The sequence below is a fragment of the Pseudogulbenkiania sp. MAI-1 genome (assembly GCF_000527175.1).
In the GTDB taxonomy this organism is placed as follows: Bacteria; Pseudomonadota; Gammaproteobacteria; order Burkholderiales; family Chromobacteriaceae; genus Pseudogulbenkiania.
In genome coordinates this window covers 1,034,391-1,051,096 of record NZ_AZUR01000001.1, presented here as the reverse complement: position 1 = coordinate 1,051,096, position 16,706 = coordinate 1,034,391, and the positions used below count along the sequence as shown (strand labels likewise).

Annotated in this window: 14 protein-coding genes; 6 read left to right on the top strand and 8 right to left on the bottom strand. The window is 63.2% G+C overall.

Going from position 1 to position 16,706, the window contains the following annotated elements; all coding sequences use genetic code 11:
* Position 1 precedes the first annotated feature (1 nt).
* The 6 genes from PSEMAI1_RS0104835 (at position 2) to PSEMAI1_RS0104805 (ending at position 7,625) form a co-directional block, all read left to right on the top strand.
* Entirely contained in the window at positions 2–1,009 is a 1,008-nt protein-coding gene (locus tag PSEMAI1_RS0104835; protein WP_024301777.1) for a hypothetical protein, read from the top strand.
* A 4-nt stretch (positions 1,010–1,013) separates the two neighbouring features.
* The gene (locus tag PSEMAI1_RS21675) at positions 1,014–1,922 is read left to right on the top strand and encodes a hypothetical protein (RefSeq protein ID WP_156943085.1); all 909 of its coding nucleotides are present in this window, start codon (positions 1,014–1,016) and stop codon (positions 1,920–1,922) included.
* A gap of 354 nt (positions 1,923–2,276) precedes the next feature.
* Positions 2,277–3,044 carry an ABC transporter substrate-binding protein gene (locus PSEMAI1_RS0104820; RefSeq protein ID WP_024301774.1) on the top strand — a complete coding sequence of 256 codons (768 nt, stop codon included), beginning with the start codon at positions 2,277–2,279 and terminating at the stop codon, positions 3,042–3,044.
* Between the two features lie 45 nt (positions 3,045–3,089).
* Complete coding sequence (locus tag PSEMAI1_RS0104815; protein ID WP_024301773.1) at positions 3,090–4,973, top strand: alanine racemase; 1,884 nt, start codon at positions 3,090–3,092, stop codon at positions 4,971–4,973.
* Positions 4,974–5,146: 173 nt separating this feature from the next.
* Positions 5,147–7,027, top strand: coding sequence for an arginine decarboxylase (gene speA, locus PSEMAI1_RS0104810; RefSeq protein ID WP_024301772.1), 1,881 nt, complete (start codon positions 5,147–5,149; stop codon positions 7,025–7,027).
* Between the two features lie 121 nt (positions 7,028–7,148).
* A complete protein-coding gene (locus PSEMAI1_RS0104805; RefSeq protein ID WP_024301771.1) occupies positions 7,149–7,625 on the top strand; it encodes a YbaK/EbsC family protein in 477 nt (158 codons plus the stop codon).
* Positions 7,626–7,696: 71 nt separating this feature from the next.
* On the opposite strand, the gene PSEMAI1_RS0104800 is transcribed toward PSEMAI1_RS0104805, so the two are convergent.
* The 8 genes from PSEMAI1_RS0104800 to PSEMAI1_RS0104760 form a co-directional block, all read right to left on the bottom strand.
* A complete protein-coding gene (locus tag PSEMAI1_RS0104800; protein WP_024301770.1) occupies positions 7,697–9,187 on the bottom strand; it encodes a carboxypeptidase M32 in 1,491 nt (496 codons plus the stop codon).
* 159 nt (positions 9,188–9,346) lie between these two features.
* On the bottom strand, positions 9,347–10,000 hold the full coding sequence (locus tag PSEMAI1_RS0104795) for a hypothetical protein (RefSeq protein ID WP_024301769.1): 654 nt from the start codon (positions 9,998–10,000) through the stop codon (positions 9,347–9,349).
* Positions 9,997–11,073: a malate/lactate/ureidoglycolate dehydrogenase gene (locus PSEMAI1_RS0104790; protein WP_024301768.1), complete on the bottom strand. Its 1,077-nt coding sequence runs from the start codon at positions 11,071–11,073 to the stop codon at positions 9,997–9,999. The genes PSEMAI1_RS0104795 and PSEMAI1_RS0104790 overlap by 4 nt, the downstream gene beginning before the upstream one ends.
* Positions 11,074–11,142: 69 nt before the next feature.
* Positions 11,143–12,237, bottom strand: coding sequence for a bifunctional diaminohydroxyphosphoribosylaminopyrimidine deaminase/5-amino-6-(5-phosphoribosylamino)uracil reductase RibD (gene ribD, locus PSEMAI1_RS0104785; protein ID WP_024301767.1), 1,095 nt, complete (start codon positions 12,235–12,237; stop codon positions 11,143–11,145).
* 9 nt (positions 12,238–12,246) lie between these two features.
* Positions 12,247–12,702: a transcriptional regulator NrdR gene (gene nrdR, locus PSEMAI1_RS0104780; RefSeq protein WP_024301766.1), complete on the bottom strand. Its 456-nt coding sequence runs from the start codon at positions 12,700–12,702 to the stop codon at positions 12,247–12,249.
* A 256-nt stretch (positions 12,703–12,958) separates the two neighbouring features.
* Positions 12,959–14,209, bottom strand: a complete 1,251-nt coding sequence (glyA, locus tag PSEMAI1_RS0104770; protein ID WP_024301765.1) for a serine hydroxymethyltransferase — start codon at positions 14,207–14,209, stop codon at positions 12,959–12,961.
* Between the two features lie 117 nt (positions 14,210–14,326).
* Positions 14,327–15,433: a hypothetical protein gene (locus PSEMAI1_RS0104765; protein WP_024301764.1), complete on the bottom strand. Its 1,107-nt coding sequence runs from the start codon at positions 15,431–15,433 to the stop codon at positions 14,327–14,329.
* 795 nt (positions 15,434–16,228) lie between these two features.
* Entirely contained in the window at positions 16,229–16,522 is a 294-nt protein-coding gene (locus PSEMAI1_RS0104760; RefSeq protein WP_024301763.1) for a DUF3175 domain-containing protein, read from the bottom strand.
* Positions 16,523–16,706 lie beyond the last annotated feature (184 nt).

Here is a 16,706-nt window from a genome sequence, read left to right as displayed (position 1 = left end):
CATGGCCACCGAAAACTTGAAGGGTAGTGGCACCACCAATACCCGCGAGGAGTCGAGTTGCAAGCTGAACGCCGGCTGCGACACCATGTGGTCGCTGGCGCAACAGTTTGCCTACGAGCGGCTGTCGTATCGGGAACAGGGCTATACCTTCAGACCTGTCCGCGCCGTCATGGCCGATTATGCCAAACGAGCCCGCGTGATAGCCGCCACCTACGCTCGCTTCTACCTGGAAACCGAGGACTATGGCAACCCCAAGAAAAAAGGGCGCTACTACTGGATGGCGCTGGGAGCTTTCGCCAGCAAGACCGTCGCCTGCACACTGGATCTTATCCAGGTAGACAGTGGCAAATACCTGCCCAGGCTGGATGAGAACTGGGACTTCGGCTATGTGCGCGATGGGCTGGGCAAGGGCAATTTCTGGCTGTTTCAGGATATCGCGCCTACTCATTGGTATCACAACTACAGCCTCGGCACCTTCGAACAATGCCTGGACACGCGTGGCGAGAACGGCTGCCACCAGGCGGTCAACGACAATCTCAAGCGCCTGCCCTGGGCCGAGACGGTACTGCCGACGCTGAACTACCTGCCAATTTCCGGCTTTATCAAGACGGCGTTTTCCTTAATCAAAGAAATTGATAAATCTATAGGCCAGAAAAGGCGTGATGCACAATTTACGCATCTGATGGAGATTGCCAAACACGAACAGGGCGTCATCCTGCAGCCGCTGATGTATGACGACCCTAAGTTCGCTACATGGGTACAACGGCAGCGCGGCTGGCTCAGTTGGTTTTCACCCGATCTGGAATTGGTATTCACCCACGAATGCCAGACCAACGATCCAAAGCTGAAGTCGGTGGCGCCGGATGATACGGTGCTGGAGAACTACAGAAGCCGGATGAAATGGATAGGTCAAGCTGCAGATAAATTTCATGGTTTGATGCAGAAGCAAGCCATCCAAATGGAAGCCGAATTGAAAACCATGGCGAGCTGGTATGTTAGCAGGGATTAAACACGTGAATTGGCGAAAATCATTACTGATCGCGGCCTTGGCGCTGCTGACGGCACTCGCAACTGGATACGAAATCTACAGAAAGCAAGACATGGTCACTGCACAAGACTTTCCTCCACTGATCGAAGTGGCTTTTGGGCAACAAGGCACAGATTGGCAAGCCCGCTACGGCAAGACAGTTAGGGCGAACACAAAGAACTTTGGCCTAAATTTCTATGATGTAGACTCAGCCAACCATGGCAAGTCCATGGCCGCATCTGTCAAAACCGGTAAATTAATAACCACCATCCCTAATACCATGAGCGTATCGGCCGCCGAAGATCGTGATCGCAAAACCGGTATCAATCACTTGTATATTACCGCTGAAGTAAATCGTGACGAATACGTTTCCCACGACATTGCACGCCAATATATACTTGGTCTAATTCAGAGCCTTCGCAAAACTGGCTGGATGAACTATCATTATCCGTCAGATCCGCGCCTGAAAGGCAAAGCTACCCTTGATTATTACAAAGCCGGCGCAATTGACCCTGACTATCCACTCTCGTTTCAGGAATGGATGAGCCTGGATGCCCCATTTACCTGGAAGTTCTATGCCGATCATACCTATCTGACACTTCAGGTAGATCGGGATGTCAACCATCTGGACCCAGCCAAACCTGGCGCCTACTTTATCAGCCTCACGTTCAGCTCCCGCGAAGAAGAGGAACGGCTCAATGTCGATGAAAAAGACCGTGACCACTGGCGTGCCACCTGGCTACGACGCGCCTTGGGTGAACGCACCAAACGCAACATAGCCGAAGCCCAGCTCAGGGCGCAGGGCGTTCCCATCGACACCGATTACAAGGACCCGCCGTTGCCTCCGCCCCCACCTGGACAACAAAACCCGATTCTGCCGGATAGCCTGAAATAAGGTGGCAAGCTTGGCCGCAAGCAAACGCCTGTGGCCAATTGTTTGCCTGACCAGATCGATATCCTTGCCGCAATAGTGGCTCCAGCCAGCCTGCCCTGTTTTGCCCCCATTTTCCATTACGGATTTGCGACATCACCCGAGACAAACACGACACCTCTTTTTTGTATACAAAATACTATTTAGCACCATAGACCACCCAGCAAGCCTCGCAGCCGGATGCCAAAAACATCAATGCCAAAGTCATTTTTTGACAGAAGAGTGGGCTATTGAGCCCCCTCTCCCCCTGTGACACTCTGAGCCCGCCACCCCACCGTCAGAAGGGGGAGCGATCAAAGTGAACCGGAGGAGAATGGCATGAGAAAGACTGCACTATCGCTGCTGCTGGCTGCATCCCTTACCCCGCTGATGGCCCAGGCGGAAACGATCCGATTCGGCATCGACGGCAACTACCCGCCCTTCGCCAAGCAGGCGGCCGACGGCCATCTGGAAGGGTTCGACGTGGACATCGCGCGGGCGCTGTGCGAAGCGATGAAGGTGACTTGCGAGATCGTACCGCAGGAGTGGGACGGCCTGATTCCGGCGCTCAACGCCGGCAAGTTCGACGCCATCCTGTCGTCGATGCAGATCACCGACGAGCGCAAGAAAGCCGTCGATTTCACCAACCGCTACTACCAAACACCGAGCCGCATGGTCACCAAGAACGGCGCGGTGAAGGTTACCAAGGATGACTTCAGCGGCAAGCGCATCGGCGTGCTGCGCGCCTCGACCGAGGAGCGCTACGCCAAGGACCACTGGGGCAGGAAAGGCGTGCAGATCGTCAACTACGGCAAGGTCACCGAGGCCTTCCTCGATCTGAAGACCGAGCGGCTGGACGGCGTGTTCGTCGACCAGGTCGTGGCCGATACCGAATTCCTGAAACGCGGCGGCGCGCCGGCCTATGCCTTCGCCGGGCCGGGGATTTCCGATACCAAGTATTTCGGCTACGGTGCCGGTATCGCCGTGAAGAAGGGCAACAACGCGCTGCGCGAGCGCCTGAACAAGGCGATCGAGACCATCCGCAGCAACGGCGTGTACCAGAAGGTACAGAAGAAATACTTCAACTTCGACATTTACGGCAGTTGATGGCGTCCCCCGCCGCATCGACGTTCAAAGCAGTGGAGCACAGGCATGGCAGGTCCTCGCATCATCATCGATCTTGACCGCATCGAGGAAAACACAAGCGTGCTGGTCGAGGCCTGCCGGACGCAGGGTATCGGCGTCGCGGGCGTCACCAAGTCGGCCTGCGGCTCGCCCCGGGTGGCACGCGCCATGGTGCGCGGCGGGGTGGTGCAGATTGCCGACTCGCGCCTCGACAACATCGTGCGGCTGCGGCGCGACGGTATCGCCGTGCCGCTGATGCTGATCCGCGCCCCGGCCCCGGACGAGGCGGAACAGGTGGTGCGCCACGCCGACATCAGCCTGAACTCCGAGTTGCAGACGCTGCAGGCGCTGTCGCGTGCGGCCTTGCAGATCGACACGGTGCACGATGTCGTGCTGATGATCGACCTGGGCGACCTGCGCGAGGGTATCCTGCCCCACGAGACCATGGACTACGTCGAGCAGATTCTGGCGCTGCCCGGCGTGCGCCTGATCGGCATCGGCGCCAACCTGGCCTGCGTCGGCGGCATCCAGCCCACCGTCGACAACCTCTCCAACCTGGCCTATCTCGCCGACGAGATCCGCCGCCACCACGCCATCGAGCTACCTATCGTGTCCGGCGGCAACACCTTCTCGCTGCCGCTGTTGGAACAGGGACAGATACCCGCCGGCATCAACCACCTGCGTCTCGGCGCCAGCATCATGCTGGCCGAATCTCCCACCCCGCCAGGGCTGTATGAAAAGCTGCACAAAGACGCCTACACCCTGACGGCGGACGTGATCGAGGCCAAGATCAAGCCGTCGCGCCCCTACGGGCTGTCCGGCGAGGACGCCTTCGGCCGCCGCCCGGTGTTCGACGGCGAGGACCGCCCTTCGCGCCGGCTGATCCTCGCCATGGGACGCGAGGACATCGCCCCCGAGGGGCTGCGCCCGACCGACGAGCGTCTGCGCGTGCTGGGCGCAAGCAGCGACCACCTGATCGTCGACGCCAGCGCAGCGGAAACAGCCTACCGCCTGGGCGACAGCGTCGCCTTCACGCTGGACTACGGCGCGCTCTTGATGGCGATGACCTCGCCCTACGTGGCAAAAGAATACCGCCTGCACCGCGCCGAAGCGACCCAGCCCACCGTGATCAAGCTGTTCAACCTGGTGGAGAAACTGACCGACGCCTGTGAGCCGCTCGCGAGCCATCTGCTGCTCAACGGCCTGCGCGAAGAGCTGGAACCGATCGGGCATGAATGCATCGAGCATGGCAAGAAGAGCGCCGACAGCTTCTTCTGGAAAGCGCCGGTCGACAGCGATGACCTGTACAGCCTGTTCTACCGCTCGTTCCGCCAGATTCCACTGATCCTGAGCGGCGGTTCCTGGCACGACACGCCGGTCCCGGTCGGCCACGTCGCCGGCCAGGACGCGGGCGCCGTCGTGTTCACCTCGCGTGGCAGCATCGCCCGGCTGCTGGCACTGAAGAAACAGAAGCGCGGCCCGAGCCTGGAAAACACCGTGCTGATCGGGGTGCGCCACACCAGCCTGGAAGACAAGGCGCTGCTCGACAACTATGGCGTGCGTCTGATCACCATCGACGAGATCGACCGCCACGGCTTGGCGAGCCTGATGCCCAAAACCATCGCCACGGTCGGCCAGGGGGTGGCCGGGCTGCATGTGCACTTCGACATCGACGTCATGGACGGCCGCGATCTCGGTCGCGACGACCCGACCCACCAGGGCGGGCTGACTTACCGCGAAGCGCACTTCGCGATGGAGCTGATCCACGAGAGCGGCCTGCTGCAGGCCATCTCGCTCGGCGGCCTGTCGGCCGAGGGCGACGCCACCGGCCGGCTGGCACGCTTCGTCAACGGCCTGTTGGCCTCGCTGCTAGGGCGCAAGGTGGTCAAGAAAATCGGCGCGCCCGTCTGATATAACGACAGCGCCCGCCCGGCCCAGCCGGGCACCCCACGCTCCCCGCTACGTTCTGCACGTGACGGGGCGGCGCTTTTTTCCGCTCTGACATCCCTGGCACACATAAAAGCATCCGCCCGAAAGCCGCGCACTAAAGAGCCTTCTTTTGTCTTTTGGATAAGGATAAAACCATGGCATGGACACCGGCCGACAGCCGCAACCTTTACGGCATTCGTCACTGGGGTGATGGTTACTACGACATCAACGAGCAGGGCCGCGTTACGGTCCTCCCCGGCCGCGACGGCAAGGCGGCGATCGACCTACACCGGCTGGCCCACCAGCTGCAGGCCGACGGGCTGGACCTGCCGATGCTGGTGCGCTTTCCAGCCATCATCCAGGACCGCGTGCGCCGGCTGTGCCAGGCGTTCGACCAGGCCATCGCCGGCATCGGTTACCGCAACCGCTACACCGCGATCTACCCGATCAAGGTCAACCAGCAGGAAGCGGTGGTGAAGAGCATCATCGCCACGCCGGAGGTATCGATCGGCCTCGAGGCTGGTTCCAAGCCGGAGCTGATGGCTGTGCTGGCGCTCACCCCCAGCGGCGGCCACATCGTCTGCAACGGCTACAAGGACCGTGAGTTCATCCGCCTGGCACTGGCCGGGCAGAAGCTCGGCCACCGGGTGTTCGTGGTGATCGAGAAGGAGATCGAGGTCGACCTGCTGATCGAGGAGTCGGCCCGGCTTGGCGTGCGCCCGATGATCGGCCTGCGCGTGCGGCTGTCGTCGCTGACCGGCAACAAGTGGGCCGACACCGGCGGCGAGAAGGGCAAATTCGGCCTGTCGGCGGCACAGCTGCTGGCAGCCATCGCAAAGCTGGAGGCCGCCGGGATGCAGGACTGCGTACGCCTGATGCACTTTCACATCGGCTCGCAGATCGCCAACATCGCAGACTACCGCAACAGCCTGCGCGAAGCGCTGCGCTACTTCGCCGAGCTACGCGCGCTGGGTCTGCCGATCGACCACCTCGACGTCGGCGGCGGGCTCGGGGTCGACTACGACGGCACCCACTCGCGCAACGACAGCTCCCTCAACTACGACATGGAAGAGTACGCCCAGGTGATCGTATCGACGCTGGCCGAGTTCTGCGACCGCCACGGCATCCCGCATCCGCGCCTGTTCTCCGAGTCCGGCCGCGCCATGACGGCGCACCACTCGGTGTTGCTGATGAACGTCACCGACGTCGAACGCCAGCCGGAAACCGTGCCGGAGCTGGGCGACAGCACCGCCCTGCCCGAGCCGGTACGTAAACTCGCCGAGCTGATGGCGCTGGCCGACACCGAGATGGTCACCGAAACCTACCACCGCGCCGGCCATTACGTGGCGGACGTGGCCGAACTGTACAGCGAAGGCCGCCTCGGGCTGAAGCACAAGGCGTTGGCCGAGACCCTCTACGCCGTGCTGTGCCGCCGCCTGTACGGGAGGCTGTCGGCCGGTCAGCGCTCGCAGCGTCAGGTATTCGACGAGCTGACCGACAAGCTCGCCGACAAATACTTCTGCAACTTCTCGGTGTTCCAGTCGCTACCGGACACCTGGGCCATCGACCAGGTGCTGCCGGTGATGCCGATCCATCGCCTCGATGAGCAGCCGACACGACGCGCCGTACTGCAGGACCTGACCTGCGACTCCGACGGCAAGGTGACGCAGTACATCGACCGCCAGAGCCTGGAAGCCAGCATGCCGATTCACGACGTGGCGCCGGGCGAGGACTACCTGGTCGGCGTGTTCCTGGTCGGCGCCTACCAGGAAATCCTCGGCGACATGCACAACCTGTTCGGCGACACCGACTCGATCAACGTGGTGCTGGACGCGCACGGCCAGCCGAACTGGCACGGCCATGAGGAGCACGATACCATCGCCGACATGCTGCGCTACGTGCACCTCTCCCCGGAGGAGATCGCCGAGCGCTACGCCGACAAGGTGAACAGTGCAGAACTGAGCCCGGAACAGCAGGCCGCCTTCATCGGCGAGTACGAGCGCATTCTCACGCAATCGTCCTATCTGGTGGTGTAATGCCGTGACGATGGCCCGTGCCGCCCTGCCTGCATCGGGGCCGGCGCGGGCTCCTCGCTCTCTTCTCCGCGTATCGTCACACCGTATAATGGACGGCCCTGCCCCGCCAGCCGAGACGCCCATGAGCCTGCAATCCGTCCGCGATTTCTTTGCCCGTGCCGGGCACGACATCCCCATCATCGAACTCGACACCAGTACCGCCACCGTGGCGCTGGCGGCCGAGGCACACGGTGTCGAACCGGGGCGCATCGCCAAGACGCTGGCGTTCCGCCTCGCCGACGAGCGCGTGGTGCTGGTGGTGGCGCGCGGCGACGCACGCATCGACAACCGCAAGTTCAAGGCTACCTTCGGCAAGGGGCGGATGCTGCCGGGCGAGGACGTCGAGCGCCTGACCGGCCATCCGGTCGGCGGCGTCTGCCCGTTCGGCCTGGCCACCCCGCTGCCGGTCTATCTGGACCAGTCGCTCAAGGACTTCGACGAGGTGATGCCGGCGGCCGGCGACGTGCACACCGCGGTGCGCATCAGCCCGCACCGATTGGCCGAGGTGGTCGGCGGCGAGTGGGTGGCGGTGTGCCAGCCGGTGACGGAAACGGCCTGACAAGGCGTGCTGGCGAACAAAGCAAACCCGACGCCATGGCGTCGGGTTTTCATTTATCAGGCCAGCACCGTTCAGCCGAGGTAGCGCAGTTCCAGATGGGCGCGGAAGTGCGCCGGGTTGAGCGCTTCGCCGGTGGCCCGCTCCACCAGTTCGTCAGTCTGCCAGCGGCTGCCCTGGCTCCAGATATTCCGATCGAGCCAGTCGAACACCGGGGCCAGGTTGCCGGCGGCGATCTGGGTATCCAAGTCAGGCTGTTGCCGGCGCAGGGTGGCGAAATACTGCGCCGCGTACATCGCCCCCAGCGTGTAGCTGGGGAAATAACCGAAGCTGCCGTCGGTCCAGTGGATGTCCTGCAGGCAGCCGTTGGTAAAGTTGCCGCGCGTGTCGACGCCGAGGTAGGCCTGCATCTTCTCATCCCACAACGCCGGAATGTCCTCGGCCTCGATCTCGCCTTCGATCAGCGCACGCTCGATCTCGAACCGCAGGATGATGTGCGCCGGGTAGGTCAGCTCGTCGGCATCGACCCGGATGAAGCCGGGCTGTACCCGGGTGTAGAGCCGCGCCAGGTTGGCCGCCGAGAACGCCTCCTGCTCGCTCAGGTGCCGGCGCACCAGCGGCGCGATCAGCTCGAGGAAGGCCGGGCTGCGGCCGAGCTGCATCTCGAACGACAGGCTCTGGCTTTCGTGGACGCCCATCGAGCGCGCCAGCCCCACCGGCTGGCTGAGCCAGTCGCGCGGCAGGCCCTGTTCGTAGCGGGCATGCCCGGTCTCGTGCACGATGCCCATCAGGCTCTGCACGAAATCGTCCTCGCGGTAGCGTGTGGTGATGCGCACGTCCTCGGCCACGCCGCCGCAGAACGGGTGCACGCTGACGTCGAGCCTGCCGCCGTCGAAATCGAAACCGAGCAACTTCATCACATCGAGCCCAAGCGCGCGCTGACTCTCGACCGGGAACGGTCCAACCGGCTGCAGCACGGTCTCGCCGGCTTGGCGCTCACGCACCTGCCGGATCAGGCCGGGCAGCCAGCTCTTGACGTCGGTGAACACGCTCTCGATGGCGGCGCTGGTCATGCCCGGCTCGTACTTGTCCATCAGCGCATCGTACGGGCTGAGGCCGCTGGCTTCAGCCAAGCGTTGCGCCTCCTCGCGCGACAGCCGCACCACCTCGCGGAAGTTGGCGAGGAAGCCCTGCCAGTCGTTGGCCGGGCGCTGCGTGCGCCAAGCGTGTTCGCAACGCGAGCCGGCCAGCGCCTTGGCCTCCACCAGCGACTCGGGCAACAAGTTGGCCTGTTCCCAGCTGCGGCGGATTTCGCGTAGATTGGCGCGCTCCATCTCGCCGAGACTCTCCTCCTCGGCGGCGGCGATCTGCCCGGCCAGACCAGGTTCGGTCAGCGTGCGGTGGATCAACACCTGCAGCTCGGCCAGCGCCGCCGCGCGGGCTTCGTTGCCCTTGGGCGGCATCATCGTGGCCTGGTCCCACGAGGCGATGGCATGCAGATGGTAATAGCGGTAAAGACGAGTAAAACGCTCGGCGAGCGCGGTATAGGCGGTGGGGGTGGTCATGGCGGCTCCCGTTGTCATGCCGGAGAGTGTAATTCCAAACGGCAACGGAAACGAGGAGGCGGAACAGGCCCGCTATGGGTCACGAGGCGGATGACACCGCATGCCTCCAGCGAAGGAGGATGGGGAGCTGCCGGGAAGTGGCGCGGTGGTACCGCCCGCTCAGAACGGAGCCATCATGGTGCTGCGCTCTGCCGCCGGCGGGAACGACAGCCAGTAGTAGAAGTACTCGCGTGCCAGTTGCAGAAAGGCCACGCGCGATTCGTCGTCGTCGAACTTGAGCTGCAGCAGCATGGCGTCCACCGCGATGCGGTAGTTTTCCGGCTTGTAGGGCTGGCCATCGAGCAGGTAGAGCATGCCCTTGAGAATCTGCTCGCGCGGAGCAATCTGGCGCTCCTTCATGCCGCCCTCGAAGAGCTTGCCAAGGTAGATCTCCAGCGAGGGTGGGAAGCGGTTGAACCCCGAAGCCGCCATGCGCTGCAGCAGTTCGTCCAGCGACGCGGCGATGTCCATGCGCGGGTTGTGGATGGTGAAGCCGGAGCGGGACGTCAGCTCGGCCAGCTTCTTCATGTCCCCCAGCCAGAAATAATAGTATTCCCGGGCGCAGGTCAGCGCGGTCACCCGGTCCTCGTGCGGGCAGCGCTCGAGGTAGACATCCACCGCCTGGCGAAACAGCTCGATGTCCTTGGGACGGCCGTCGAGGAGCGTCGTCAGCTTCTTCAGCAACTGACGACGCTCCTCGACCACCTGATCGGCGGCCCCCTTGCGGTGGATCAGGTTCAGGTACGCCTCGAGGGCGTCCTCCACTTCCTTCATGCCAGCTCCTGTACTTCGTCCAGCTGATGCGCCATCACCCCGGCCTCGAGGGCCGCCGTGCGAATGGCATTCCATTCATTGTCGGAAAACTCGATGCCGCTGGCCAGGTGTTCGGCGCGCCGGCGCGCTTCCGGCTCACCCGCCATCTGCACCGGCTCGCTGCCTTCCGGCGTGGGAGTGGACTTGATGTACTCGGTCATGGCGTCGTATTCGGCCTGCAGCCAGGGCAGCGAGCCGGTTTGCGCCGGGTCGACCACGAAGGCCGTCATCTGGTTAAGGATGCCGCCCTGGCGCGGACGCTCCGGCTGGATGGTGCCACCGCCGGACAGCAGGCCGGCGAGAAACTCGGTCGCGGCGAGCAAGCCGCCGCCCTTGTGGTGGGCGATCGGCCGCAGTGTGCCTTGCGGCTCCTCCCACATCACTCGCGGGTCATGGGTAGGGTGGCCGGCATGGTCCTGCATCACCGGCTCGTCGAAATGCTTGCCGGCGTGATAGGCCACCCGGGTCTTGCCGTAGGAAACCCGGCTGGTGGCGAAATCGAGGATGAAGGCCGGGTGCTTGTCGGTGCCCGGAAAGGCGATGCAGATCGGATTGCCACCGAAGCGACCGGCCATGCCGCCGAACGGTGCGACCATGGGATTGGGAAAATCGGTGACGTTGACGAAAAACAAGCCAACTAGGCCGGCATTGGCCAGTTGCTCGCCGTAGCAGCCGATGCGCCCCATGTGGTGGGCATTGCGCACGGTCAGCAGCGCCACGCCGGTTTCCCTGACGCGCCAGATGGCGGCGTCCACCGCCTCGCGCGCCACCCGCTGGCCGAAGCCGCGCTCGCCGGAAAACTGCAGGATTGCCCCGGCGTCGCGCACCAGCCTGGCAGCTTGGTTGGGACGCAGCGTGTCGTTTCGCACGCTGTCGACGTAGAAAGGCAATATGCCGACCCCATGGCTGTGGTGGCCGCGCAAATTGGCCTCCACCAGATGCCGGCTCACAATGATGGCTTCTTTTTCCTTGCAACCCAAGGCTTTCAACACCAATCGGGATACGTGCTCCAGCTGCTTTGCTGCCAGTTTCATCGTCGTCCTCCATATATTTTGTATTTTGGTTTTTTTTGCTGTTATTGCCCTTTCAACCCGGCCCGCTCCTCAGCGGGGCGACACCATCAACTCCAGCCGCACGTCCTGACCCACCAGGCGCAGGTCACGGACATCGACATTCCTCTTCTCGGCCAGCGACGTGAGCGCCGGCCAGCCAAACAGCCCCTGCGCCGCGTCGCCCAGCAGCGTCGGCGCCAGATACAGCACGATCTCATCGACCAGCCCGGCCTGCAGCATGGCGCCATTGAGCCCTGCGCCAGCCTCGACCATCAGTTCCCCCACGCCTTCCTGCGCCAGACGCGCCAGCAAGCGGGCCAGATCGACCTGCCCCTGCGCGTCGCCCAACGCCCACACCTCGACGCCCTGCTGGCGGTAAGGCTGATGCGGCGCGGCATCGGCGACGGCCGTCGCCAGGATGGTCCGCCCGTCCCGATAGATGCGCGCCTGCGCCGGCGTCTGCAAGCCGCTGTCGACGACCACCCGCCAGGGCTGGCGCGCGGTGTCGACCTCGCGCACCGTCAGCTGCGGATCGTCTGCCAGCACGGTCCCGCTGCCGGTCAGGATGGCGCAGGAACGTGCACGCAGATGATGCACGTCACGCCGGGCCTCGGGGCCGGTGATCCACTGACTGGCACCGTTCAGCAAGGCGGTCTTGCCGTCCAGCGAGGCCGCGGCCTTCAGCGTGACCCACGGCCGGCCGCGCTCCACCCGCGACAGGAAACCCTTGTTGAGCCGGCGCGCCTCGGCTTCCAGCAGGCCGGCGGCCACCTCGATGCCGGCCTCGCGCAACATGCCGAGGCCACGCCCGGCCACTTCGTGATACGGGTCCTGCATCGCCGCGACTACACGTCCGACCCCGGCCTCGATCAGTCCCTTGGCGCACGGCGGGGTGCGCCCGTAATGGCTGCACGGCTCCAGCGTGACGTAGGCCGTCGCACCGCGTGCCCGGTCGCCTGCCATGCGCAAGGCGTGCACCTCGGCGTGCGGGGTGCCGGCGGCCACGTGCCAGCCCTCGCCGACGATCTCGCCGTCGCGCACGACGACGCAGCCGACGCGGGGGTTCGGCGTGGTGGTGTAGAGGCCCTGCTCGGCCAGCCTCAGCGCCCGCGCCATCATAGCGTGGTCAACAGCGGAAAACGTCATGCCGTGCTCTCACGAGGACTTCTGGATTTCCTTGATCGCCTCGGAAAACTCCGACACGTCCTGGAAGCTGCGGTACACGGAAGCAAAGCGGATATAGGCCACTTTGTCCAGTTTCGCCAGCTCGTTCATCACCATCTCGCCGATCTGGCGCGAGCTGATCTCGCGCTCGCCCAGCTGCAGCAGGCGATGGCAGATGCGGTCGATGGCATCGTCGACCAGCGCGGTCGGCACCGGGCGCTTGTGCAGCGCGCGCAGGAAACTGGTACGCACCCGCTCGACGTCGAACTCGGCCCGATGCCCGCCCGACTTGACCACCTGCGGCATGCGCACGTCGGCGGTTTCGAACGTCGTGAAACGCTTCTCGCACGCCAGGCAACGGCGGCGCCGGCGAATGCTGGTGCCGTCTTCGCTGACGCGGGAATCGATCACCTGGGTGTCGGCGTTACCGCAGAACGGACATTTCATGGTGTGACAACCTGACTAGTAGTAATCATGCGATGGTATCAGCAAAGGTCGGAAGCGTTAACGTCACTGTTTCTGATGCTCGTCAAAGAGAGTGCCACATCGTGGAGCCGTACCATCAGCTCCATCATGGCCCTGGCCGCCCACATCGACCGGCAAGAGCGGCAACCTGGCCGGAACGCATCTCCGTACCTGACGCAAAAAAACAAAAAAGCGGCCCGAAGGCCGCTTTCAGTATGACATAAGCGTCTAAAACTGCTTACTTTACTGCGTACACCGGCAGACGCTGGCACAGGGCCGTCACTTCACCGGCCACGCGCGCAATCACCGCCTCGTCGTTCGGTGCTTCCAGCACATCGGCGATCAGGTTGGCCAGCTGCTTGGCTTCGGCTTCGCCGAAACCGCGGCTGGTCATGGCCGGGGTGCCGATGCGGATGCCGGAGGTGACGAACGGCTTTTCCGGATCGTTCGGGATGGCGTTCTTGTTGACGGTGATGTGGGCACGGCCCAGGGCGGCTTCGGCATCCTTGCCGGTGATGCTCTTGGCGCGCAGGTCGACCAGGAACACGTGCGACTCGGTCTTGCCCGACACGATGCGCAGGCCGCGCTCGATCAGGGTCTCGGCCATCACCTTGGCGTTCTTCTTGACCTGCTGGGCGTAGGCCTTGAACTCCGGCGACGCGGCCTCCTTGAAGGCCACCGCCTTGGCAGCGATCACGTGCATCAGCGGGCCGCCCTGCAGGCACGGGAAGATCGCCGAGTTCAGCGCCTTTTCGTGCTCGGCCTTGGACAGGATCACGCCGCCGCGCGGGCCGCGCAGGGTCTTGTGGGTGGTGGTGGTGACGAAATCGGCGTACGGCACCGGGTTCGGGTACTCACCGGCGGCCACCAGGCCGGCGTAGTGAGCCATGTCGACGAACAAGTAGGCCCCCACTTCGTCGGCGATCTTGCGGAAACGCGCCCAGTCGATTTCCAGCGCGTAGGCGGAAGCACCGGCCACGATCATCTTCGGCTTGTGCTCGCGCGCCAGACGCTCGACGGCGTCGTAGTCCAACACTTCGTTCTCGTCCAGGCCGTAGGGCACCACGTTGTACAGCTTGCCGGAGATGTTCACCGAGGCACCGTGGGTCAGGTGGCCGCCGTGCGCCAGGCTCATGCCGAGGATGGTGTCGCCCGGCTTCAGCACCGATACGTACACCGCCTGGTTGGCCTGCGAGCCGGAGTGCGGCTGCACGTTGGCGTACTCGGCGCCGAACAGAGCCTTCAGGCGGTCGATCGCCAGCTGCTCCACCACGTCGACATGTTCACAGCCGCCGTAGTAGCGCTTGCCCGGGTAGCCTTCGGCGTACTTGTTGGTCAGGACCGAGCCCTGGGCTTCCATCACGGCGGGGCTGACGTAGTTTTCGGAGGCGATCAGTTCGACGTGGTCTTCCTGACGGCGGTATTCGGCGTCCATCACCGCGGACAGTTCCGGATCGTACTTGGCGATCGTCAGATCGGCTGCAAACATCTTTGACTCTTCCAATCAAAGGGTTAATCGAGATGCGCGATTTTACCTCAAATGCGCGCCCCATTGGTATGAGCAATTCGGGACATGAGCATGAATCCGGCTCATGCCCCGCTGCCGTTACTGCAGCGTCGTCCCCGCCGGCGGCACGTCGTCGGCGGTCAGGAACAGCGGGATGCCGTTCTGCTGATCCGGCTGCACCTGCGGCACCACGCGCACGTCGCCCACCCGGCACTCGGCCATCAGCTCGCAGAACTGGGACTCGATCAGCGGCACCGAATCCAGCGACGACAGCGGCCAGACGAAGCCTTCCCAGTTCTTCTCGTCGCCTGGCGCGGAAATGGTGAAGCGCAGCTCGTTGTTCTCGTGGGCGGACAGCACCGCCACCGGCTCCTGCCCCAGATCGCGCAGCTTGCGGATCATGCTGCTGGCGAAGGCCTGCAGCGCCACCTCCTGACGCGCACTCCCCCCGGCCACCATGGCCTGCAGCAGGGTCTGCGGCGGACGGGCGATCGGGAACAAGGTCACGCCGTCGGTTTTCAGCTGCTCGCCCAGGAACTTCATCAGCGGGATGCCCCACGGACCGACCGAACCGCCCAGCTTGACCGGGGCCGGCTGCCCCTCTTCCTGGATGGCCACCCCGATCAGGTAGCGCAGGAACACGCCGTCGTTCTTGACCGTGACGGCAGAAGGCTCCAGCTCCAGCGGCAGGCCACGCGCGGCATCGGCCAGCGAGCGGGTGAAACGGTACAACTGCGCCGACGAAATGCCGGCCACCGCGTCCGGGTGCAGCAGCTTGCCCGACAGGAACACCTCCGCCCCTTCGGCGAACACGCCATGCTCGCGGAAGATCGCGTTCAGTCCGTCCACGTCCGCGATGCGATCCGGCAGCGTGGCCTGCGGCTTGGCACCGACCACCAACACCAGCGGTACGGCGAACACCACGGCGTGGCGCCCGGCCGGCTGCTCCACCGCCGCGCGCAGGGCGTCCCACAGCACGCGGTAGGCGGCCTGCGACGGCACCATGGCCAGCGCCACCGACAAGGTCAGCACGTCGTCACGCTCCAGCAGTTCGGCCACGGCCTGCTTGAGCGAGTCATGGCAGGCATCCCGGTCGCTATCGGACACCGCATTCAACACCGACAGGGTGTAATGAATCAGCATGTTGCTGGGCATGGGATCAGGGTACAGGCGGGGATCGGGCAGAGCGGGATGCGGCATGGACATGAGGGAATCCTGCGTCAGAGACAAAAAAAGAATTGTCGCACACCGCCAAGCCAGCGTGGAGAGGGGATCGCATTTTCGATTTGTGACACCACAATGTTCCAATGTGCGACATCGAAGCATCTTTTTCGTGCATTGCAACACTTTGCTGTTGACAGCCCCCGCACCAATCTGGATAATCTGTCCTTGTTGAGACGCAGCAATTGCTTCTTGATAGTTTCTCCTCTATTTCTCCTTTGTAGACTTGGCGCGGACTGATGTCCGCGCATTTTTTTTGCCTGTTCCACTCAAACCCTGCAAACAAAGCCATTGATTTTCATCAAACCGGCCCCATTTCATTTTCTGTAAGCTGAAAACCTCGCTGCATGCACCGCCACCCTGCCTCATGGTCGTGACGGAGCATGAATTGGGCGCACCGGGAAAAGCCCCACTCCAGTGCAGTACGCAGCCCTCACAAATTTGTGCAACGCACCAATTTGATTCCGCCTTTCTGCGCGACAAAAAACAAAACCGAACATTTTCATGTTCGGTTGTGAATTTTGCGCACGTCACCACCGCCCCTCACTGGCAGCACGATTGCACTAGTCAAGTTGAGAGCGACAGTGCCGGAAAAAGTTCCTTGGCATAACGATAGTCCACACAAAAAACCGATGGAGCGATAGCTCCGTCACGAAAGTGCCGTCTTGCGACAACAGATAATGGAGTTTGCCCACGGGAACAGAAGCCAGATGCCTCTCTTGTCTCACGGCGACAGACAACGGTTTACATGGCACCGCCACCGAGGAAGAGATGCCAGCTTCACAACTGCCGGCGCGGCTTCCCGTAGAGCGCACGCAGCTCGTCCTTCGCCCGCTCCAGCCGCTCGCGCTGCGGCGCGGGCAGCTTGCTCCCGGCACGGTTGATATAAAAGGAGAGCATCGACATCGCCGAGCGGAAGGGGTCTGCTTTTCTCCGCTCGCTACGCTCGGCAGATCGCATCAGCGACAGGGCAATTTCACGCGGATCGTCCAGCGAGAAGACGCCGGCTTCCAGATCCAGCGCGTTGCTATTCTCCGTCACTTGCTGTGACCACCGCTGTTGCTGCTGGGCCATCGTCAATCAATCCGATTCGTGCATGTTCCTGCCTCCACGGCGGTACATTCCACACACGAAGCGACCGCCGGGGAGGCTCATCATCTCTTTAATCCAAGAGGTAAGAACCGATACCCTTCGCCAGCCGGCATGGGGCAAGACTCCCTCTTTCCATTCTAGGTACGGAACCAAAGAGGTGGGGACA

Excerpts from the sequence above, each read along its gene's own strand:
- ribD (WP_024301767.1), bottom strand. The coding sequence starts at position 12,237 with ATGACGTTTTCCGCTGTTGACCACGCTATGATGGCGCGGGCGCTGAGG.
- PSEMAI1_RS0104800 (WP_024301770.1), bottom strand. The coding sequence starts at position 9,187 with ATGACCACCCCCACCGCCTATACCGCGCTCGCCGAGCGTTTTACTCGT.
- speA (WP_024301772.1), top strand. The coding sequence starts at position 5,147 with ATGGCATGGACACCGGCCGACAGCCGCAACCTTTACGGCATTCGTCAC.
- PSEMAI1_RS0104815 (WP_024301773.1), top strand. The coding sequence starts at position 3,090 with ATGGCAGGTCCTCGCATCATCATCGATCTTGACCGCATCGAGGAAAAC.
- PSEMAI1_RS0104765 (WP_024301764.1), bottom strand. The coding sequence starts at position 15,433 with ATGTCCATGCCGCATCCCGCTCTGCCCGATCCCCGCCTGTACCCTGAT.
- nrdR (WP_024301766.1), bottom strand. The coding sequence starts at position 12,702 with ATGAAATGTCCGTTCTGCGGTAACGCCGACACCCAGGTGATCGATTCC.
- PSEMAI1_RS0104835 (WP_024301777.1), top strand. The coding sequence starts at position 2 with ATGGCCACCGAAAACTTGAAGGGTAGTGGCACCACCAATACCCGCGAG.
- glyA (WP_024301765.1), bottom strand. The coding sequence starts at position 14,209 with ATGTTTGCAGCCGATCTGACGATCGCCAAGTACGATCCGGAACTGTCC.
- PSEMAI1_RS0104790 (WP_024301768.1), bottom strand. The coding sequence starts at position 11,073 with ATGAAACTGGCAGCAAAGCAGCTGGAGCACGTATCCCGATTGGTGTTG.
- PSEMAI1_RS0104795 (WP_024301769.1), bottom strand. The coding sequence starts at position 10,000 with ATGAAGGAAGTGGAGGACGCCCTCGAGGCGTACCTGAACCTGATCCAC.
- PSEMAI1_RS0104805 (WP_024301771.1), top strand. The coding sequence starts at position 7,149 with ATGAGCCTGCAATCCGTCCGCGATTTCTTTGCCCGTGCCGGGCACGAC.
- PSEMAI1_RS0104820 (WP_024301774.1), top strand. The coding sequence starts at position 2,277 with ATGAGAAAGACTGCACTATCGCTGCTGCTGGCTGCATCCCTTACCCCG.
- PSEMAI1_RS0104760 (WP_024301763.1), bottom strand. The coding sequence starts at position 16,522 with ATGGCCCAGCAGCAACAGCGGTGGTCACAGCAAGTGACGGAGAATAGC.